The 19,887-nt window shown below is 70.4% G+C and carries 16 protein-coding genes and 4 pseudogenes; 11 read left to right on the top strand and 9 right to left on the bottom strand.

Annotation, left to right across the window (positions count from 1 at the left end; genetic code table 11):
* Positions 1-319: 319 nt before the first annotated feature.
* The 7 genes from AV521_RS19410 (at position 320) to AV521_RS19390 (ending at position 9,292) form a co-directional block, all read left to right on the top strand.
* A complete protein-coding gene (locus AV521_RS19410) occupies positions 320-1,507 on the top strand; it encodes an ROK family transcriptional regulator (RefSeq protein ID WP_179023224.1) in 1,188 nt (395 codons plus the stop codon).
* Entirely contained in the window at positions 1,504-1,626 is a 123-nt protein-coding gene (locus AV521_RS50980; RefSeq protein WP_256725622.1) for a hypothetical protein, read from the top strand. Before AV521_RS19410 ends, AV521_RS50980 begins: the two co-directional genes overlap by 4 nt.
* Positions 1,627-1,797: 171 nt before the next feature.
* On the top strand, positions 1,798-3,663 hold the full coding sequence (locus tag AV521_RS19405; RefSeq protein ID WP_076089715.1) for a carbohydrate-binding protein: 1,866 nt from the start codon (positions 1,798-1,800) through the stop codon (positions 3,661-3,663).
* Positions 3,664-3,751: 88 nt separating this feature from the next.
* On the top strand, positions 3,752-6,169 hold the full coding sequence (locus tag AV521_RS19400; protein ID WP_076089714.1) for a glycoside hydrolase N-terminal domain-containing protein: 2,418 nt from the start codon (positions 3,752-3,754) through the stop codon (positions 6,167-6,169).
* A gap of 121 nt (positions 6,170-6,290) precedes the next feature.
* Entirely contained in the window at positions 6,291-7,511 is a 1,221-nt protein-coding gene (locus AV521_RS19395) for an SGNH/GDSL hydrolase family protein (RefSeq protein WP_256725621.1), read from the top strand.
* A gap of 714 nt (positions 7,512-8,225) precedes the next feature.
* Positions 8,226-8,432: a hypothetical protein gene (locus AV521_RS48680; protein ID WP_143658626.1), complete on the top strand. Its 207-nt coding sequence runs from the start codon at positions 8,226-8,228 to the stop codon at positions 8,430-8,432.
* A gap of 281 nt (positions 8,433-8,713) precedes the next feature.
* Positions 8,714-9,292 carry an AAA family ATPase gene (locus AV521_RS19390; RefSeq protein ID WP_256725620.1) on the top strand — a complete coding sequence of 193 codons (579 nt, stop codon included), beginning with the start codon at positions 8,714-8,716 and terminating at the stop codon, positions 9,290-9,292.
* Here AV521_RS19390 and AV521_RS19385 read toward each other — a convergent pair.
* From AV521_RS19385 to AV521_RS19365, 5 genes and pseudogenes are all read right to left on the bottom strand, one after another.
* Positions 9,282-9,497 (bottom strand): annotated as a pseudogene (locus AV521_RS19385) (NAD-dependent formate dehydrogenase); the annotation flags it as partial. The gene AV521_RS19390 and the pseudogene AV521_RS19385 sit on opposite strands and share 11 nt — an antisense overlap.
* A gap of 1 nt (position 9,498) precedes the next feature.
* Positions 9,499-9,666 (bottom strand): annotated as a pseudogene (locus AV521_RS19380) (LysR family transcriptional regulator); the annotation flags it as partial.
* A gap of 57 nt (positions 9,667-9,723) precedes the next feature.
* Positions 9,724-11,013: a methyltransferase domain-containing protein gene (locus tag AV521_RS19375; RefSeq protein ID WP_076089712.1), complete on the bottom strand. Its 1,290-nt coding sequence runs from the start codon at positions 11,011-11,013 to the stop codon at positions 9,724-9,726.
* Positions 11,014-11,182: 169 nt separating this feature from the next.
* Complete coding sequence (locus tag AV521_RS19370) at positions 11,183-12,175, bottom strand: XdhC family protein (protein ID WP_076089711.1); 993 nt, start codon at positions 12,173-12,175, stop codon at positions 11,183-11,185.
* A 128-nt stretch (positions 12,176-12,303) separates the two neighbouring features.
* Positions 12,304-12,969: a trans-aconitate 2-methyltransferase gene (locus AV521_RS19365; protein WP_076089710.1), complete on the bottom strand. Its 666-nt coding sequence runs from the start codon at positions 12,967-12,969 to the stop codon at positions 12,304-12,306.
* Between the two features lie 178 nt (positions 12,970-13,147).
* On the opposite strand from AV521_RS19365, the pseudogene AV521_RS49345 reads away from it, so the two are divergent.
* Positions 13,148-13,241: pseudogene (locus AV521_RS49345) on the top strand.
* A gap of 33 nt (positions 13,242-13,274) precedes the next feature.
* On the opposite strand, the gene AV521_RS19360 reads toward AV521_RS49345, so the two are convergent.
* Positions 13,275-13,808 (bottom strand): hypothetical protein, encoded by a 534-nt coding sequence (locus AV521_RS19360; protein ID WP_256725619.1) that lies wholly within the window; start codon positions 13,806-13,808, stop codon positions 13,275-13,277.
* A gap of 220 nt (positions 13,809-14,028) precedes the next feature.
* Between AV521_RS19360 and AV521_RS19355 the strand changes: the two are divergent.
* A pseudogene (locus tag AV521_RS19355) lies at positions 14,029-14,617 on the top strand (TetR/AcrR family transcriptional regulator).
* A 139-nt stretch (positions 14,618-14,756) separates the two neighbouring features.
* Here the strand turns inward: AV521_RS19355 and AV521_RS19350 are convergent.
* Together AV521_RS19350 and AV521_RS19345 are read right to left on the bottom strand one after the other, a co-directional pair.
* On the bottom strand, positions 14,757-15,923 hold the full coding sequence (locus AV521_RS19350) for an NAD(P)/FAD-dependent oxidoreductase (protein ID WP_076089709.1): 1,167 nt from the start codon (positions 15,921-15,923) through the stop codon (positions 14,757-14,759).
* Between the two features lies 1 nt (position 15,924).
* Positions 15,925-16,395: a hypothetical protein gene (locus AV521_RS19345; protein WP_076089708.1), complete on the bottom strand. Its 471-nt coding sequence runs from the start codon at positions 16,393-16,395 to the stop codon at positions 15,925-15,927.
* Positions 16,396-16,468: 73 nt separating this feature from the next.
* Here AV521_RS19345 and AV521_RS19340 point away from each other — a divergent pair, with 73 nt between their 5' ends.
* Complete coding sequence (locus AV521_RS19340) at positions 16,469-17,062, top strand: PadR family transcriptional regulator (protein WP_076089707.1); 594 nt, start codon at positions 16,469-16,471, stop codon at positions 17,060-17,062.
* Between the two features lie 523 nt (positions 17,063-17,585).
* Here AV521_RS19340 and AV521_RS19335 read toward each other — a convergent pair.
* A complete protein-coding gene (locus tag AV521_RS19335; protein WP_076089706.1) occupies positions 17,586-18,530 on the bottom strand; it encodes a LysR family transcriptional regulator in 945 nt (314 codons plus the stop codon).
* Between the two features lie 166 nt (positions 18,531-18,696).
* On the opposite strand from AV521_RS19335, the gene AV521_RS19330 reads away from it, so the two are divergent.
* Positions 18,697-19,869, top strand: a complete 1,173-nt coding sequence (locus AV521_RS19330) for an FAD-binding oxidoreductase (protein ID WP_076089705.1) — start codon at positions 18,697-18,699, stop codon at positions 19,867-19,869.
* The last annotated feature ends 18 nt before the right edge of the window (positions 19,870-19,887 follow it).

The raw sequence follows: 19,887 nt of genomic DNA, 5'->3' as shown, positions 1-19,887 counted from the left end.
GTGTGGGTCGCGGTGGCGGTCGCGGCCGTGGTGCCGGATCTCGGCGGCGGGGTGGCGTGGACGACGGAGCGGCCGCCATTCACGGCGGCTGCCGTCGTGCCGGGCGGTCGATGTGAATTGATCAGGATCGTGCAGGATATGGACGGAGGCCACTCTAGAGGCCACCCGTGCGGCACACAGCCAGCCTTGCCTTTGATCAGGCGCCAACTACCGCTCCTGACCTATGTTTTGCGGGCCTGCCGCGAGTCAGCTCACCCTCTCGCAAGGGGCCGTGCCTTATTCATTGACAGCGAAAAAGAACCTCTCTAAGTTTCCGGCCATGCGCTCGGCCCCCTCCCACGAGGCGCCCCCGGCGATGACGTCGGCCGCTTCCCTGGTGTTCACCACCCTGCTCTCCCACGGTCCGCTCACTCGGGCCGAGGTGGGACGGCGGACCAGTCTCTCGCCAGCCGCCGTCACCAAGGCGGTCCGTCCGCTGATGGAACTCGGCTATCTGGTCGAGGGGGTGGACGAAGAGGCGCGGCCCACGGTGGGACGTCCGGCCAATCTGGTCTGGGTGGAAGGGGGGACGGCGCTGTTCATCGGGATCAAGGTGACGGGGGACGAGATCATCGCCGTACTGGCCGATCTGCGCTGCCGTATCCGGATGGCCCGGCATGTACGGCTCACGGGCCGGGCTCCGGAGGCGGTGCTCCCCGCCCTCACCGCGCTGGTACAGGAGTTGCTCACGGAGGCCGACGGATTCGGTGTGCGGGTCCGTGGGCTGGGCATCGCGATCTCGGGGGACGTGGACCGCGCCGGTGGTGTGGTCCGTTACTCGCCCTTCCTGGAGTGGCGCGACGTTCCGCTCGCCGAGATCGCCGGGACCGCGACCGGGCTGCCGGTCACGGTCGACAACGACGTACGGGCGCTGACGGTCGCCGAGCACTGGTTCGGAGCCGGTGTCGGGCTCTCGGACTTCGCCCTGGTGACCGTGGGCGCCGGTATCGGGTGCGGCCTGGTGGTGCACGGGCGGGTGGTGTCGGGAGCGTACGGCGTGGCCGGCGAGATCGGGCACCTGTCACTCGACCCGCACGGCCCCGTGTGCCACTGCGGCAATCGGGGGTGCGTGGAGGCGATCGCGTCGGACCCCGCCATACTGCGCGCGGTGCGCGCGGCCACGGACCAGCCGGTGACCGACGCGGCCGACGCGCTGGCGCTGGCCCACAGGGGAGATCCCGCTGTCAGAGGGGTCTACGCACGGGCCGGCGAGGCGATCGGCCAGGCCATCGGCTTCTTGGTGAACATCCTCGGTCCCGAGCGGGTGATCATCTCCGGGGAGGGCCTGGCCGCCTACGACCTGGTGGCCGAGGGCATCCGGGACGCGTTCGCCGTGTCCGCCTTCGGTACCGCCGCGCAGTGCGATCTGACAACACGTCCCCTGCCCTTCGAGGAGTGGGCACGTGGGGCCGCGGCCACCGCCATTCAGTCCTTCATGGGATCGGGCATGTGGGAGGAGTGGCGATGAGCCGCAGAACGAAGAATCCCGCGGGAGGCAGGCACCGCACGGTGTTCCGGGTCTGCCCGGTGTCGGGCCGCCGCCGCAGCCGTGCCGCTCCCGACGCCCGCGGCGCGGGCGGCGGCTGAGCTGCCCGGTCCGCCTCTCTGACAGCCGGTTCTCGACCGACCGTCGTCTCTCCCCCGGCGTCCTTCCGGATACGCCGGTTCCCTTCTCCCGACAACGCCCGTCCCCCACCGGGTGCCACCGCGCGATTCCCGCAACAGCGGCTGCGCCCACCTCACCTCTGGAGGCGACCCATGCGGTCATCCCCGTACAGAGCCCTGCGCGGAGCCTTCCCCGGCTTCCCGCGACGTACCGTCAGATCGATGCTGGTCCTGGCCGTAACAGCCGGACTCGCCGTAGTCGTCCCGACCGCCGCCACCCAGGCCCTGGCCGTCTCCCCCAAGCCCATGCCTCCAGCCTCAAACTCGGCCGACGTCTCCTCCGAACTGGCCGCCAAGCCGTACATGGGCTGGTCCAGCTGGAGCATGCAGTCCTCGCAGTACCCGGGCCTGAACCCGGACGGCAACTACAGCTACCTGACCGAGGCGAACGTCCTGAAGCAGACGGACGCCCTCGCCATCACGCTCAAGAAGTACGGCTACGACTACGTCAACATCGACGCGGGCTGGTGGATGGACAAGAACTGGACGTCCGAGTTCGACCAGTACGGCCGGCAGACACCTGACCCGGTGCGGTTCCCCCACGGTATGAAGTCGGTCGCGGACCATATCCACGCCAAGGGCCTCAGGGCCGGCATCTACCTGCCCGTCGGCCTGGAGAAGGGGGCGTACGGCGGGGGCAAGGTGCCGATCCGGAACGCCCCCGGCTGTACCACCGCGGACGTCGTCTACCCGGATCTGCGCACCACCAACGGCTGGGACAGCGCCTACAAGCTGGACTTCGACAATCCGTGTGCCCAGAAGTACATCGACTCGCAGGCGCAGATGCTCGCGGACTGGGGCTACGACTTCCTGAAGCTGGACGGCGTGGGCCCCGGCTCGTCCAAGTCCGGGGACAACTACGACAACGTCGCGGACGTCGCCGCCTGGCACCGCGCCATCGCCGCCACCGGCCGCCCGATCCACCTGGAGATCTCCTGGTCGCTCGACATCGGTCACGCGGCCGACTGGAAGAAGTACTCCAACGGCTGGCGCATCGACACCGACGTCGAGTGCTACTGCAACACCCTGGTCACCTGGGAGAACTCGGTCAACGACCGGTGGGACGACGCCCCTGCGTGGAGCCACCTGGCGGGCCCGGGCGGCTGGAACGACCTCGACGCGATCGATGTCGGCAACGGAGCGATGGACGGCCTCACCAAGGCCGAACGGCAGAGCTACATGACCCTGTGGGCCATCAACAAGTCGCCTCTGTTCACCGGCGACGACCTCACCCGGTTGGACGGCTATGGCCTGTCCCTCCTGACCAACCAGGAAGTCATCGCCGTCGACCGGAACAGCTCACCCGTCGCGCGTCCGGTCACCCCGATGGGCGACCAGCAGGTGTGGGGAACCAAGAACGCCGACGGCACGTACACAGTCGCCCTGTTCAACCTGGGCGACTCGCCGTCCGCCGTCACCGCCGACTGGGCTTCCTTCGGCTTCACCGGCGCGGCCTCCGTACGCGATCTGTGGAATCACCAGAACCTCGGGACGTACAAGAAGAGGATCACCGTGACGCTGCCCGCGCACGGTTCACGGCTCCTCACCGTGAGGCCCGGCGGCAGCAGGCTGCTGACCACCGGCTACGAGGCCGAGTCCGCGGACAACGCCCTGACCGGCAACGCCTCTGTCGCCGTATGCGACGCCTGCTCCGGCGGCAAGAAGGTCGGCAACCTCTACCTCGACAGCAAGCTGCAGTTCAACGACATCAGGGTGAAGAAGGACGGCATCTACACCGTCAACGTCGCCTACGTCAGCGGCGACCCCCGCTCGGTGACCGTCTACTCCAACAGCGGCAACGGCACCAGCCTGAAGTTCCCCTCCACCGGCGACTGGAACACGGTCGACACCGTCAGCGTCCAGTTGGCTCTGAAGGCGGGCTCCAACACCATCACGTTCGACAGCGGCTGGGACTACGCACCTGACATCGACAGGATCGACGTACCCAAGACCCTCTGACGCCTCCGCGGGTCCCGGGGACACGACCGGGACCCGCGCCCGCGCACCCTCCCGCACGTGCCGTTCCCCCCGGACATGGAGTGCACACGTGGACATTCAGCACACCGCATCGCGCGACGACCACCCGAGCCGCAGGGGCTTTCTCGCTGTCGCCGCCGCAGCCGGTACCGCCGCAGCCCTCGGCGGACTGCCCGCCTTCACGGCCTCGGCGGCCCCCGTCCGGCCCACCTCCTCGCCCCTGCTGTCGCCGGCCGTCGCCGCGAGGAACCAGCTGTGGTGGCAGGAACCCGGCTCCCCCGGCTCGATGATCCGGCAGGGTCTGCCGGTCGGGAACGGGCGCCTCGGAGCGCTCGCGAGCAACGACCCCTCCAGCGAACTGCTGACGATCACCGACGCCACCCTGTGGACCGGTGGTCCGAACGACACCTTGCAGAGCGACGGCCAGTTCCCCTACGGCCGGGTCGACTTCGGCTCCCTGACCCTGCTGGCCGAGGTCACCGTCGGCATCCCCGGGCACGATCTGGGCGTCGTGGACAACTACCGTCGCACCCTGGACCTGGCCCAGGGCCTCGTCAGCGCGTCGTACGACCTGTCCGGTGTCACCCACCGGCGGCAGATCTTCGCCAGCCGCCCCGACGACGTCATCGTCCTGCACTTCTCCCAGCAGGGCGGCGGCACCTACACCGGTACCGTCTCGCTCGCCGGCACCCACGGCGAGTCCACCACTAGGGGCGGCGCCGGGCGCTGCGTCTCGTTCGGCGCCGCCCTCGCCAACGGGCTGGAGTACGGGGCTGCCGTCACGGTCCGCAGCGGCAGCGGGAAGGTCTTCGCAGACGGTACGTCGATCTCCTTCAGCGGCTGCAAGGACCTCATCGTCATCTTCAGCGGCGGCACGAACTACGCGCCCAACGCGGCGGCCGGGTTCCGTGATCCGTCCCTGGATCCGGAGCGCCTGGCGCGCACCAAGGTCCTCGACGCGGCGGGCCATTCCGCGAGCACCCTGCTGCACACCCATGTAGCCGATTTCCGCCCGGTGTTCGAGCAGCTGAGCATCAACCTCGGTACGTCGTCGGCCGCGCAGCGCGGGCTGGACACCTGGCAACGGGTGCAGGCCCGCTACCGGGACGATGTCCCGGACCCCGAACTGGAGGCGGCCTACCTGCAGTTCGGGCGCTATCTGATGATCTCCGGGTCACGGGGCGTCCTGCCGATGGGTCTACAAGGATCGTGGCTGGACGGCAACGACCCGGACTGGATGGGTGACTACCACACCGACATCAATGTCCAGATGAACTACTGGCTGGCCGACCGCGCCGGTCTGTCCGACTGCTTCGACGCCTTCACCGACTACTGCCTCGCCCAGCTGCCTTCCTGGACGGACATCACCCAGCGGCTGTTCAACAGCCCGAGCAACAGATACCGCAACTCCAGCGGGAAGATCGCCGGTTGGACGGTGGCCATCTCCACCAACCCCTATGGCGGTGGCGGCTGGTGGTGGCATCCGGCGGGCAATGCCTGGCTCTGCCACAACCTGTTCGAGCACTACACGTACACCCAGGACCGCGCCTACCTCGACAGGATCTACCCGCTTCTCAAGGGCGCCGTGGAGTTCTGGGAGGCACGGCTCATCACCACGACCGTCACCGACGCCTCCGGAGCCTCGCGCGAGGTCCTCGTCGCCGACAGTGACTGGTCCCCCGAGCAGGGGCCGCTGGACGCCAAGGGCATCACCTACGCGCAGGAACTGGTGTGGAACCTGTTCGGCGACTACCGCTCCGCGACCCAGGTGCTCGGCAAGGACACCTCCTACAGCGCGACGATCGACGGGCTGCGTCAGCACCTGTACCTGCCCGTGGTCAGTCCGAAGACCGGCTGGCTGGAGGAGTGGATGTCGCCAGACAATCTCGGCGAGACCACGCACCGGCACCTCTCGCCGCTCTTCGGTCTCTTCCCCGGGGACCGGATCCGCCCGGACGGCTCCACGCCGAAGGACATCCTCGCCGGAGCCACGGCACTCCTGACCGCTCGTGGCATGGACAGCTACGGCTGGGCCAACGCCTGGCGCAGTCTGTGCTGGGCCCGGCTGAAGAACGCGGAGAAGGCGTACCAGCTCGTCATCACCAACCTGAAGCCGTCGCTGGGCGGCGGCAACGGCAGCGCGCCGAACCTCTTCGACATCATGGACATGGGGCAGGGTCGCGGCATCTTCCAGATCGACGCGAACTTCGGCACCCCCTCCGCGATGATCGAGATGCTGCTCTACTCGCGGCCAGGTCATGTCGAGTTGCTGCCCGCGCTGCCCGCCGCATGGGCGGCATCCGGATCGGTTTCGGGTGTCGGCGTCCGCGGCGGCTTCGTCGCCGATCTCAGATGGAAGAACGGCAGGATCACGCAGTTGACACTGCGGAGCGTCGGCGGCCGTGACACGACCGTGTTTGCGGACGGCTCTTCACGGAGCATCAGCCTCAAGCCGGGCGAGTCCGTGACGCTGCGCACCTTCGGCTGAGGACGGGTCGGCAGACGTGGCCAGAGAGCCCCGAGGAGAAGAGTAGGAGAGATCGAGGATGTTCCCGGAAAAGGAAAGAACGGCGGCGGGTCGCCGACCGCGGCACAGATCCTTGCTGTCCGTGCTCGGCGCGGTGACCGGCATGGCCCTGACGGTCGTTCCGTTGAGCACCGCGCACATGGCGAGCGCCGCCACTCCGTCGGCGCAGGGCAAGGGCACACGGGTCAGCGCCTGGTCGCCCAGTATGACGGCCGGCGGCCCGTCCTTCGACCACGAAACCATCCGGATGGTGGTGCACAGCAGCATCGCGGGATCGGGCGCCCGCATCACCCTGTCCAATCGGTACAGCACCACCGCGCTCGTCGTCGGCGCCGTGGACATGGCCGTCCAGGCGAGCGGAGGCACGGCGACGCGCGGCACCATCCGGAACGTCACCTTCGGCAGGTCCCGTCACCTCACGATCCCGGCCGGCGCCGAGGAGGTCAGCGACATCGTCCCGATCTCGGTCAGCGCCGGGGAGAACCTGCTCGTCAGTCTCTACGTGCCCGGCAGCACGGGGATGTCGACCTGGCACTCCGACGCGTTCGACACCACCTACATCGCCTACGGCAACCACACGGGTGACGACAGCGCCGCCGCGTTCGGCACCACCAGGACCTCCTGGTACTACCTGGCCGGACTGGACGTCCGGTCGGCGACCGCGAGGGGCACCCTCGTCGCGTTCGGCGACTCCATCACGGACGGCTACCACTCCTCGACGGGCGCCTACACCCGGTGGCCCGACTTCCTGGGACGCCGGCTGCGCGCCGCACCGGGCCCGCAGAGGCTGAGCGTCGTCGACGCCGGTATCGGCGGCAACCGGGTCCTCACCGACGTCCCGAACCCGTGGCAGGGCGTCAGCGCTCTGAAGCGCTTCGGCCACGACGCGCTCGGCCAACCGGGTGTCAAGGACGTGATCCTCCTTGAGGGCATCAACGACATCGGCCGCAACGCCGGCCCCGACGGACAGCCGCTGACCGCCCAGGATCTCATCGACGGCTACCGCGCCCTGATCCACGAGGCGCATGCCGCCAACGTACGCGTCATCGGCGCGACCCTCATGCCCGACGAGGGCAACGGCTACTACACGCCTGCCGCCGAGGCGATCCGGCAGACCGTCAACCAGTGGATCCGTACCAGCCGTGCCTTCGACGGCGTCATCGACTTCGACCGGGCCATGCGTGACCCCGCGAACCCGGCCGCTCTCGACCCGGCATACGACTCCGGCGACCACCTCCATCCCGGCGACGCGGGCATGAAGGCCATGGCCGACGCGGTCGACCTGCGGCTCCTGCGCACCTGACGTACCTTCGGGGCTGGTGACCGGCACCAGCCCCTCCCCATGGACCAGCCCGTGGCCTCGCGGTTACTTGGCCCGAGCGCGCCGATCGTGCCTGTCCGTTCAAGCGCCTGAAGGCGACGGCTGATCTTCGACCAGGCGGCGAAGCCGTCCTGTGGTGAGCCGGTGCCCGGCGCGGCGGGAACGGCTCGTCGCCGGTGCCCGTGCGTTGGAGTAGGTGAACGCCTTGCTCCGCCCGGCCTCCGGTTCCAGGTTGTCTTCGATCTGGTCAGCTGCCGGGCCTTGAGACGGGTCTCCTGCAGGTCCATCAGGACCTCGGTCGCGTACATGTCTCGTCGTTCCGGCCCGGACCACTCCTGGTTCGCCCCGAACCGCCACGATCACGTCGAGGACACGGACGGCGCGCCGGGCCGCGTCCAGCGGGTCCCGGGCGTCGGCGCGAACGCGCGCGGACCCGGCGGCGGGCTCGCCGTCCCTGCCCACGTCCAGCAGGTTCCGCCCGCCTCCGGGACGGTAAGCACTCGACGAGGCCGACTGGTGAGGGATGGACGAGAAGCCGCCGATGAACTCGACGCCGCACCGGTGAGCGTGCGGCACCGGCCAGCTCGCCGGGGCCGCGGATACTGGGCGCCCGGACCAGAGGCGCGCTGCGCGTGCCATGTCCTCCGCCTCCGGGCGCAGCTCAGGCTTGGGGGGCGGTTCTCCGTGAGGTGCTCGGTGAACACGGACCGTACGATCGACGCCGCCCGGTTCGGGTTGTCCGAGCGTGCCGCACTGATCGCTGCCGCGCCGATCTCGCAGCATCCTGGCGGTCAGGTGGTGGGTGAGCAGAACCCGTCGGTTCGACGATGGGACGCGTACGCCTCCTTCGCGATGAGCCCCAGGGCGACGTCGGCCTGTGGTCCGGTCGGCCGGGCCGGTTGAGGACCGCGTCCCAGGCCCAGCCCGCCAGATCCTCGATCATCGCCCGGTCCGGCTTCGGCCGGAGCGCCACGAGGTCAAGCATGAAGCGCTCCGGGCGCGACTCCCACAACGCGTACCGGCACCGCGTACAGCGAGCTGAGCCCGTACGAGGACCAGGACCGCCACAACCGGAGCGGCCGCCGAAAGAATGCAAACCCCGTGTGCTGCCGTCACCGACGCAGGGAGCCGGCTCATGTGAAATGCGATTGCCGCCCCCTACGCCCGCTGACACGATTGCGGACGTGAAAACGGCTGAGAGTCCGGACTGCCTGATCGTGACCGGGATGCCGGGTGCCGGTAAGTCGACGGTGACCCGGCTCATCGCGGAACGTCTACCCCGCTCCGCCCGGCTCGACGGGGATTTCATCAGCAGGCTGGTCGTCGGCGGTCGCGTCGGAGCGCTCGGCGAGCCGGCCGAGGAGTCCGCCCGGCAAGTCGAGTTGTGCAACCGCAATCTGTGCACGCTGGCGAACAACTTCGCCGACGCCGGCTTCACGCCTGTCATCGACTGGGTGATCCCCGACCGTGCTCAGCTGGACTTCTTCGTCTCCCTCCTCCCGGCTCGCAGGGTCTTGTTCATCGTGCTCGCGCCGGGGATCGAGGTGTGCCGGTACCGCAACACCGTCCGGGACCCGCGGGAGCGGTTCGACTTCGACGGTTACGACGATCTCGACGCCGCCATGAAGCGCGAACTCGGCGATGTCGGCTGGTGGTTCGACACCGCGGCCCTTTCTCCGGAGGAGACCGCGGATCACGTCGTCCGGGAAGCCGGAATGGAGGCCGCCGCCGGGTGGCTGCGGCCTCCAGGGGTCACTTGGTGACCGAGTTGGAGTGCGCGCCGGTTCCGGCCAGGGCGCCGCCGGAGACGATGAGGTACTCCTCGCGGATCGGGCGCCCCGCGAACCAGGACTCCAGGATCTCGCGGGCGCCGGCGGCATAGCGGGCCTGCGCGGACAGGGCGGGGCCGGAGATGTGCGGGGTCATGCCGTGGTGCGGCATGGTGCGCCAGGGGTAGTCGGCGGGGGCGGCCCTCGTACCGCGGGCCCCGCCGCACGGTCGGTACGTCCAGCTCGTGCTCCAGCCGTCGTATCGCGGCCGACAGCGACGGCTGCGACACGTAACGGGCAGCCGCCGCGCGGGCGAAGTGACGTTCCCTGGCGAGTGCGACGCGATACTCCAGTTGACGCGGCAGCATGCGCGGCCTCCGCGAGGAGAGGGTGCGGTCGGCGTTCTGCGGTGCCGGATTCGAGGTTCAAGCGGGTCGGCGAGCCGCGTGTGCCAGGAAGTGGTGTGGGGCGTCCTCGTAGTACGTCAGGTCCCAGCCGGCGGTCAGTAATGCGGGGCGGAGGTTGTTCTCGGCCAGCGGGTCGTCCGGGTCGAGGGGGCGTCCGTGCCGGGCGGCGCGTTCGGCGCGGCCGGACGGGTGGAAGAGCAGCAGGACGCCGCCGGATGTGGTCACCCTGGCCCACTCGCGCAGTGCCGCCGAGGGGTCGGGAACGTGGTTGATGAGGCCCGCGCTGAAGACGCCGTCCACCGCACGCGCCGGCAGCGGCAGCCGACAGGCGTCGGCCAGCAGCAAGGAGCCGTCGCCGGCCCGGCCTTGGCGCACCGCGGCCGTGAGCATCGCCGGTGTGAGGTCGACTCCGACGACGAAGCCGCCGTCGCCGACCTGGGCGCGCAGTGCGGGCAGGACCCGGCCGGTGCCGCAGCCCACGTCCAGGACACGCTGGCCGGGAAGCAGTCGCATCCGCTCGGCGGCCGCCGCGTACCGGGGGGCGTCGTCGGCGAAGCGTTCCTCCCAGGTGGCCGCCCGCCGGGTGAAGAACGCGCGGGTCGCCGTCCGTTCTGCCCGCTCCGTGATGAAGGCGGCGAAGCACTTGAGTACGACGTCGCGGTGCCGGGCCAGGGCTGCCAGTGCCATCGGCTCCGGCGGCGCGGCCTCCGGCGGCTCCGCAGCCGAGGCCGCTCCTTCCGAGAGGGCGCCGGCGAGAGCGTACGCGGCCGTCTTGTCCGCCTCCAGGTGGAACTGGATCCCCCATGCCGAGCCGCCGATCCGGAACGCCTGCGCCGGGCGGTGCTCGCAGGACGCCAGCAGCGTGGCTTTCTCCGGAAGGTCCACCGTGCTGTCGCTGTGCCAGTGCGGCACCCGCAGCCGCTCCGGCACGGCCGCGAACAGCGGGTCGGTGTGCGCGGCGGCTGTCGTCCGTACGTCACCCCAGCCGATCCGCTCGCCGGTGCCGGGCCGGGTGGCTCCGCCCGCCGCGATCGCCAGCAGCTGAGCGCCCAGGCACACGCCCAGCACGGGCACCTCGGCCTCCAACGCGGCCCGCAACAGCGCCAGTTCCGCGCTGTGCCGGAGGGCGTCCGCGCCGGCGGAGTCGGGGCCGCCTGTCACCACCAGGGCCACCATGTCGTCCACCGTGTCCGGTAGCCGGTCACCCGCCCAGGCCCGGCAGACCTCGACCGGCAGCCCCGCCGCCCCGAGCCCGGCGCGGACGGCGTACAGCCCTTCCTGCGGTGTGTGCTCCAAGATCTGGATCACGGCCCACCACCTCCCGCTCGACCGTACCCGGACAGCGGGTTCGGACAAACGCAGATACGAGAAGAGGGGCAGGAAACGGATTGTATCTGCGGACTGTTCTCACTACTGCGCCCTGCAAGTGAGCTTGAGCATGCGCAGTCGGCCGACTGGCTCAGGCGGCAGGTGTGGCTCAGGCGTTGATCGGCCCGTCCGCTTCGCGCAGCACGCGGGCCTCGCGTCCGTCGAGGGCGGCGAGCACCTCGGCGCAGATGGCGAGTGCCGTCTCCGCCGGAGTGCGGGCGCCGAGGTCGAGGCCGATGGGGCCGTGGATGCGCTTGAGGTGTGTCTCGTCGAGGCCGGCCTTGACGAGATCGGTGGCGCGCCGGGCCTGGGTACGGCGTGAGCCCAGCGCACCGACGTAAGGGATACCGCTGGTCAACGCGGCGGACAGGACGAGGATGTCGACGTCCGGTTCATGGGAGAGGACGATGAGGCAGGCGGCGGCCGGGCGTTCGGCGAGCCGTCGTACGGCGTCCTGTGCGGCGGTCTCCACCGTGGCGTGCCAGCCCAGCAGTTGGGCCTGCGCGGTGAGCAGGTCGGCGAGTTCGCCTCCTCCCACGATGACCAGTTGGGGTACGGCTGGGAACGTCTCGATGAGGACGAGTCCGTCGTCCGTGTAGCGGGCGTCCCGACCGGCCCGGCGGCGGGAGAGCAGTTCCCGGGCGCGTGCGACGGCCTGGGCGGGCCCGTCATCGCCCTCCGGCGCCGTCGTCGCCACGGTGCTGGCCACCCGGGTCTGCCGCTCGTCCAGCTGGGTGATCAGCGCGACGTCGGCTCCCTCGGCCAGCAGGTCCCACCAGCGGGCGGGCACGGTGTGCAGGGATTGCAGCAGCACCTCGGCCTGGCCGCCGCAGGTCATGCCGGCTCGCTTCACGTCGTCGTCGTGGACGGAGACCTCACGTACGCACGCGGTGTGGCCCGCGGGCAGGGCAGCGGCTTCCCCGGCCAAGTAGTCGTCGAACACTCCGCGGTACAGGGTGCCGTAGCACTGACCGTCCTCGTCGATCAGGACCGCGTCAGCGGGGTGCCTGGGACCGAAGCCCTGCTCGGTGAGGGGGCGAGCGAGAACGCCTGTACGTCCCTGTGCCGCCCACTGCCGTGCCGTCTCCGCCAGCTCACGCATGATCGCGGTCCTCCTCGTTCCGGGCGTCGGCACCGGGAACCGCCTGGTCAGCGGCGGCACCGTTACGGGAATTCTAGTGAGGCGTCCCAAGCCGCGGCCGGCACGCGCGGCTCAAAGCCCGTAGTTGCTCAGCCGACGGCGGTCGGCGGCTCCGCGATTCCGATGAAATTCCAGGCCACGGGCCGGATACGGGCCGACCACCCCAGCGCGGTGAGGTCGTCCGTAAGCGTCCGGGCATCGTGGAACACCTTCACGATGCGGTACTGACTGCCGTCGTCCAGCCGACGCAGCGCCGCCGGGGCCGGCTGGTTCGCGAGGATTTCCTCCTCAGCGGCGGCGGCAGCGGCAGGACCGTCGTCGATGAAGATCGCTTTGCCGCCCGGCGCGAGCGCGGCGGCGACGGTGTCCCAGAAGTCGGCGAACCGCGTCGGCGGGACATGGGAGAGCCAGAAGGCGAAGAACACGGTGTCGTATCGGCGCGGCGGCTGCCATGCGAAGAGGTCGGCCTCGATGAAGCTGACCGTGGGCGACGCGGTGCGCGCCCGGGCGAGGGCCAGGACCTCGTCCGCCGCATCGACAGCCGTCACCGACCGTGCCCGCGCCGCGAGCCTGGCCGTCCACTGGCCCGTTCCGCAGGCCAGCTCCAGCACATCCCCGGCGATCGGGAGTTCGTCGACGGCAGCCAGCAAGTCCCGCAGTTCTTTCACCTGTTCATAGGGCCGGTCGTATTGGGCCGCGCCCGCCCTGTAGTAGTCCCTCTGCTCTGCCAGCAGGGCGTCGACATCCGGATCCATGCAGGTCCCCTCATCTCGGTACGGTCCGAGTGCGATTGACAACAGGCTTGCACAGTTCGTCGGCTCGGTGGCCAGGCTCGCGGCAGACCGCATCAGCCGGGCGTCAGTCTCCCGTCAGCAGGCCCTGCCAATCTGGTTCACGTGAACGGCACCGGACACGGACCGGGGCCGGGAACGAGGAGAGGTGCCCGGAGTGGTTGATCGGGGACCAGCGAGCATGCCTCATGGTCGGGCCCAACAGGCCCACGCAGGTTCGAATCCTGCCCTCTCCGCCCCATGGGATCACCCGGTCAGCATGGCGACTCTCACGAGGTGCGCACGCTGGTCAGCACCAGCGCCGTGCAGGGCATGGTGAAGCTGCCGCCCATCACGTCGATGGCGTCTCCGAGCCCGGCGAGGAGCGCATCCAGTTCGGCCGAGGGGAGCCGGCCATGGCCGCCGAAGGTCGGCACCTGGTCCAGCCACTCCTCGCGGGTGTAATGGCGGTCCCAACCGAAGTGCCACTGCTCGGGTTCGCCGAACGCGCCTGACTGCGCGAGCCCGTCGGAGGCCTCGGCCACCAAGCCCGCGTAGCTCGCCGGGCCGGCCATCGCCTGCCGGTAGATCGGCGAGTCGGGCAGCACCCGGGCGTACACCGCGGTGAACGCCTCCGCCACCTCGCGGGCGGGCCGGAACGCGTTCCGGAACAGGACCAGTCGGCCGCCGGGGCGGAGCGTCAGGGCCGCCTTGGCGGCGCCGGCCACCGGGTCGGTCCAGTGCCAGGCCGTCCCGGCGATCAGCGTGTCGAAGGTCCGGTCGGCCGGGTCCCCAGTCCTCGAACGTGGCGACCTCGACCTCAAGTCCCTTGTGGCGCGCGACATCCGCCATCCGCGGGCCGGGCTCCACCCCCAGCACCGTGCAGCCGGCGGCCTGGCAGGCCAGTCCGGCGATACCGGTGCCCGCGCCCACGTCGAGGACGTCGCGGCCAGGGCCGGTGGCGATGATGCGCCCACCTCTAAGCGGGCGCATGCCCACTCGACAACGGGTGAGCACGATTTCGCGTGAGAGGTGAGGTGTGCGGTGCCGGCAGGGATCGCTCGGCGCGACCCGCGTGGGCAACTGTTCACCGCCGCGGAGCGCGTGCTGCTCCGGGACGGGGCGAACGCGCTGACCAGCCGGGCGGTCACCAGCGAGGCGGGAGTCGCCAAGGGCCTGCTGCACCGGCACTTCGCGGACTTCGACGGCTTCCTCGTCGAGTTCGTCCTGGACCGCATCGGCCGGATCGAGGCTCGGGCGATCGCGCTGCGCGAGTCCGCCGGCACCGGCACGGTCGTCGACAACCTGACCCGCGCACCGACCGACCTGTTCGAGTCGATCGCCCTGAAGATCGTCGGGCTCGTCATCTCCCGCGACGCCGTACGCACCCGACTGCGCGAGGTCACAGGAGTCGGCATCCCGGTGCTGAGGGAGGCCACCCGACATGATCCGCTCCTACCTCGGCGCCGAGCGCGGACGAGGGCGGGTCGCAGCCGACGCCGGCATCGACGCACTCGCGCCCACGTTGATCGGCGCCGCCCATCTCCTGTTCGCCGGCCGGGAAGAACCTCCACCGGCGACCGGCGAGGTCGAAAGTGTCGTCACCACGGTCATCGCGGACGCCGCGACCTAGGCTGCTTCTTCCGGAACGGGTTCCCCCGGCCGCTCGGCCGTTTCTTCCGGAGCGAGTTGCGCCGGCCGCTCGGCCGTCGCCGCACCGCGTCGCGGACACAACGCGTCAAGCGGCGCATCAACGGGATTCCGTCCCGTTCTCAGGCGGCGACGGGGTCCTCCCAGCGGATCCGGTGGTCGTACTGCCAGGCCATCTTCTCGGGGGTGGCGAGGCGGGCGAACAGCGGCAGGAGAGCGTCCCGGACCACCCGGCCCACCGGCCCGGCGGCCTTGCCGCTGTTGCTGCGGGCGCCCTGGGCGATCACTCGCTCGACCCGGGCGCGGCGGGCACGCTCGTAGGCGGCGAACGCCTGGCCGTGGGGCAGGTCCCGCAGCGCGCGGGCGAGTTCCACGGCACTCTCCGCGGCGAGCGAGACGCCCTGGCCGGAGCTGGGCGAGGTGGCGTGAGCGGAGTCGCCGACCAGCACCATGCGGCCGCGGTGCCAGTGCGGGACATGCGGGAGATCCTCCATGGGACCGGCGGTGATCAGGTCCTCGGGCAGGGTACGCCGCAGCAGTTCCAGGGCGAGGACGCTGTCCCGGGCGAAGGCCTCGCCCAGCCGGTGCAGCCACTCCTCGTTCGAGGTCCGGCGCACCTGCTGCCATGTCAGGTAGGGGTGGGGAAGGTTGGCGAACCAGACGCCGGTGCCGTCGTCGAAGGACTGGTAGCCGAAGAACGCCCGGCGACCGAAGGCCATGTACATACGGTCGCCGGTGGGCGGCAGTCCGGCACCGTGGACCTGGGCGCCGAAGCCCAGCAGCCCCGAGTACCGCGGCTGGGGCGCCTGGGGGTCGATCAGCCTGCGCACCGTGGAGCGCAGGCCGTCGGCGCCTATCAGCACGTCGGCCTCCTCGCTGGTGGTGCCGTCGGCGAAGACGGCCCGGATCCCCGTGTCGCTCTCGCGGACGTCGGCCAGCCGATGGCCGTGGTGCACTTCGACGCCCTGGCTCAGGGTCAGGTCATAGAGCCGTCGGTACAGATCGGCGCGCCAGCTGAACTGCATGGGCTGGCGGATCTCGGTGATGGTCCTGCCCTTGTGGTTCTGCAGCACGATGGCGTTCATCGGGGCGCCGACCCGGTCGAGTCCGACCAGACGGAGTGCGGCACGGCCGTTGGGCGCGACACCCAGGCCGCCGCCTATGCCGTCGGCGGTCGTCGCATAGGACTCGTGCACGGTGGCCTCGATCCCGGCCCGGCGCAGCGCGAGGGCTGCGACGGGGCCGGCGATGCCGCCGCCCACCACGATGGCGGTGCGGGTGCGGGACATGTCAGTGGGTCCTCTCACGGGTGGGGTCGTCGATGACGGGCAGGCCGCCCTCCCGGTGGGCGCGGCGCAGGTCGTCCAGGTAGGCGCGGGAGCACATGGCGGTGAGCTGGGCGGTGCCGCCGCGCCGGATGCGGACCTCGCCGTCGGTGACCACTCCGGCCAGCCGCAGCCGTGCCGGGCCGGCGCCGGGCTGGGTGTCCCTCACCCGTCCGCGACGCCTGAAGGCGAGGTCCCAGCTGTCCACGGCGACGCCTTCGGGCAGCAGCAAGGTGACTGTGGCGGAGCGGAGGTCCAGCCGGACGGTGACCGGTTCGCCCCAGCCGATCTGCGGTGAGCGGAGGTCCAACACGACGGTGGCGCGGCGGGCGCGTACGTCGAACTCGGTGGCCTCGGTCCAGTGGCCCAGGTGCTTCACGGTGGCGTGGTCCGCATGGATGCGCTCTGCGGACGCGAGCGGAGTCGTTGTCGTCATGCCGAGATAGTTTCAGTGAAACTAGTATCTCGTCAACTAGTTGCTTTGAAAGTGGCTCCGGTAGGCTCTCGGCATGCGCAGCTCCCCTCTCGGCCTCACCGTTCTCTCGCTCCTGCACCTGCAGCCGCTGCACCCGTACGGCATCCAGCGGCTGATCAAGCAGTGGGGGAAGGACCAGGTCGTCAACGTCAGCCAGCGGGCGAGCCTGTACCGGACCATCGACCGGTTGCTCGAGGCGGGGCTGATCGCCGTGCGCGAGACCAGCCGGGATCAGCAGTACCCGGAACGCACGGTCTACGAGGTGACGGACGCAGGCCGTACGGCCACCCGTGACTGGCTGCGGGAGATGCTGGTGGCGCCGCGGGCGGACTACCCGGAGTTCCCCGCCGCGCTCTCCTTCACGATGATGCTGCTGCCACAGGAGGTTGCGGCCGATCTGTCCGCTCGTGCCGCACAAGTACGCGCCCGGCTGGGCGAGTTGGAGGCCGCCGCCGGGGGAGCCCGCCAACTCGCGCTGCCTCGGGTCACCATGCTGGAGGACGAGTACCGCCGCGCCGTACTGACCGCGGAGCTCGACTGGCTCGACGCGGTCACATCCGACCTCCGTTCCGGCGCACTCACCTGGGACTTCGAAACCCTGGCAGCCCTCGCCCGGGCTTCGTCCTGAGGGACCCGACACGAATCTCACCGGCTCCGCCGGCCGGTGTGGACGCCCGGCCCGCCCGGTGAGCGGATTGCCGTGCTGGGCAGGGAGTGCGCCGCCGTGACGGCCTTCGACCGGGCGGGGCGGATTTTCACTGTCTACCGGACGTTCAGCGGTTTGCCGGTCAAGCTGCTCGACCCGCGCTCTCTCACGACACCGACGACTGAGACCTGACCGGGCAGATCCCTCACGGCTGCCTGACCTGGACCAGCCTGCGTCCCAGCGGGACCTGTGCCCCCGTCACCTCCGTCATGCCGGACTGGCGGGGCCGGATCCGATGGGTCACCCGGCACGTCCTCGTCCACCGGCACGGGCGGACGTCCCCGCTGACCGGCGGCTGGTGTGCGAAAAGACAGCCCCATGGTCGAGAACAACTGCGGGCACGAGAACGTCAAGGAGGCGGCTGCGGCACCGTGCAGCTCGTAGGCACCTGTCTCGATTACGACAACGACTGGGCGCCGATCGCCCTGGGGCCGGACGACACCGCCTACGTCGGCGTCTTCGACGGCCTGGCCGCCGTGCGCGACGGTGGGTGTCCTTCGCGGGCGGTGCGGGCGAGGACATCGACCAGGGCCGCCAGCGTCGGCCGGTGTTCGGCGAAGGAGCGGCAGACCACCACGATGTGACGCTCCATCGTCTCCCGCAGTTCCAGGACGTCGAGACAGGACGGGCGCAGCCGGAGCATCAGATCGGTCACCACGCTGACCCCGACCCCGGCCTCGATCAGGGCCAGGGTGGCGGCCGTGTCCGTCACTTCGTGCAGCACCTGCGGTTCGAAACCGGCCCGGCGGCAGGCGGTGAGCACGGCGCGGCCGTAGTAGCTGCCGGCCGACGGCAGGATCCAGCCCAGTCCGCCGGCGTCGGCAAGCGAGATCTTCTTCCGGCCGGGCATCGCTCCGCAGGGCACCGCGAGCGAGAAGCGTTCCCTGGACAGCTCGGTCACCCGCAGGGACGGATCACGCGGGATCGGCACGTCCGGGTAGTCCAGGCCCAGGGCCAGGTCCACGGTGCCGCCGGCGACCGCGTCGTACACCTCGTCCACGTCCATGTCCCGGCTGCGCACGGTCACGCCGGGGTGCCGCTCGCGCACCTGGCGTAGTGCGGGCGGCAGGATCTCTGCGGCGGCCGTGGCGAAGAGCCCGATCCGCAGTGTTCCGGATATCTCGTTGCGTGTGCGCTCCAGTGCTTCGACGGCCTCGGCCTCCGTGGTGAGGATGCGCTCGGCGTGGAGGGCCAGGGTGGCCCCGGCGTCGGTGAGTTCCACACGGCGTCCCACCCGCCGCAGCAGCTCCGTCCCGGTGGCCTTCTCCAGTGCGGCGATCTGCTGCGAGACCCCGCCGGGCGTGTATCCCAGGGCTTCCGCGACCGCGGTGATGGTGCCACGCCTGGTCAGTTCCACCAGTGAGCGCAGCTGCGCACTCGTCCAGTCCATATAGGGAGCCTAAAAGATCAACGGCATGAATCGTTGATGGACGTCAATGGTCGGCTTGCTGCACGATGACGCGGAGACTGGTGATCGGCATCACTCTGTCACTGACAGCCCCGCCGCCCGGACACGACACCGTCCGGCGCGGTGGACTCCGGAAGGGAGTGGCCCGTTGTCCTCCTCCGACTTCCGCACCGTTCCGGCCTCCGCCGATGTCGTGATCATCGGTGGTGGCGTCATGGGTGCGAGCACCGCCTTCCACCTCGCCGAGGCCGGCGTGACGAACGTCGTGGTCGTGGAGCGCGGCAACCTCGGCTGCGGCAGTTCGGGCAAGCCGATCGGCGGTGTCCGCGCCCAGTTCTCCGATCCGCTCAACATCGAGCTGGGCAGCCGCAGCCTGCGTGCCTACCGGGACTTCCCCCGCCGGCCCGGCGCCGGCATCGGGCTGGACACCGTCGGCTACCTCTTCCTTCTCGACAGCGAGCAGCAGGCGACCGCCTTCGAGGCCGGGGTCGAGCTCCAGAACAGTCTCGACGTGCCGAGCCGCATGATCGACCCCGCCGAGGCCCGTCGCCTGTGTCCCTACGTCAGCACCGACGGCCTCGTGGCCGCCGCGTACTCCCCCACCGACGGACATGCCCGCCCCGCCCTGGTCGTCCAGGGGTATGCGCGGGCCGCGGCCCGGACCGGCGTCACCCTCGCCACCCACACCGCGGTCCTGGGCCTCGACACGGCCGCAGACCGCGTCGTCGGCGTGCACACCAGCCACGGCCGTATCGCGTGCTCCACCGTCATCTGCACGGCGGGGGCGTGGTCGGCGCACATCGGCGCCATGGCCGGCGTCGACCTTCCCGTCCGGCCGGTGAAACGGCAGCTGTCCTTCACCGCGCCGCTCACACCGCCCGCCCCGCGCATCCCGTTCACGATCGACTTCTGCTCGACCGCGTACTTCCACAACAGCGACGACGGCCTGCTGTTCGGGCTGGCCGACCCCGGCCAGGAGGACGGCTTCGACACGACCTGGACCCCGGAGTGGCTGGAACTGTTCCGCGCCGTCGTCCGCCGCCGCGCCCCGGCCCTGGCCGAGATGCGCACCGGCGACGGCTGGGCGGGCCTGTACGAGGTCACACCGGACCACAACGCGCTCATCGGCCGCTCCGGCCATCTGCCCAACTTCCTTTATGCCGCTGGGTTTTCGGGTCACGGATTCCTTCAAGCGCCCGCGGTCGGCGAAGTCGTACGCGACCTCTACCTGGAGCGGGAGCCGTTCACCGACATCTCCCCGCTCGGCGCCGACCGGTTCCGCCCCGGCCCCGGCGATCGCCCCGAAGCCCACATCGTGTGACAACCGACGACTCACCTG

Origin of the sequence: Streptomyces sp. IMTB 2501, assembly GCF_001953885.1 — a bacterium.
Classification (GTDB): Bacteria; Actinomycetota; Actinomycetes; order Streptomycetales; family Streptomycetaceae; genus Streptomyces.
The sequence above is the reverse complement of the archived record's forward strand: the minus strand, read 5'-3'. Positions and strand labels throughout refer to the sequence as shown.

Excerpts from the sequence above, each read along its gene's own strand:
- AV521_RS19410 (WP_179023224.1), top strand. The coding sequence starts at position 320 with ATGCGCTCGGCCCCCTCCCACGAGGCGCCCCCGGCGATGACGTCGGCC.
- AV521_RS50980 (WP_256725622.1), top strand. The coding sequence starts at position 1,504 with ATGAGCCGCAGAACGAAGAATCCCGCGGGAGGCAGGCACCGCACGGTG.
- AV521_RS19405 (WP_076089715.1), top strand. The coding sequence starts at position 1,798 with ATGCGGTCATCCCCGTACAGAGCCCTGCGCGGAGCCTTCCCCGGCTTC.
- AV521_RS19370 (WP_076089711.1), bottom strand. The coding sequence starts at position 12,175 with ATGCGTGAGCTGGCGGAGACGGCACGGCAGTGGGCGGCACAGGGACGT.
- AV521_RS19365 (WP_076089710.1), bottom strand. The coding sequence starts at position 12,969 with ATGGATCCGGATGTCGACGCCCTGCTGGCAGAGCAGAGGGACTACTAC.
- AV521_RS19350 (WP_076089709.1), bottom strand. The coding sequence starts at position 15,923 with ATGTCCCGCACCCGCACCGCCATCGTGGTGGGCGGCGGCATCGCCGGC.
- AV521_RS19345 (WP_076089708.1), bottom strand. The coding sequence starts at position 16,395 with ATGACGACAACGACTCCGCTCGCGTCCGCAGAGCGCATCCATGCGGAC.
- AV521_RS19340 (WP_076089707.1), top strand. The coding sequence starts at position 16,469 with ATGCGCAGCTCCCCTCTCGGCCTCACCGTTCTCTCGCTCCTGCACCTG.
- AV521_RS19335 (WP_076089706.1), bottom strand. The coding sequence starts at position 18,530 with ATGGACTGGACGAGTGCGCAGCTGCGCTCACTGGTGGAACTGACCAGG.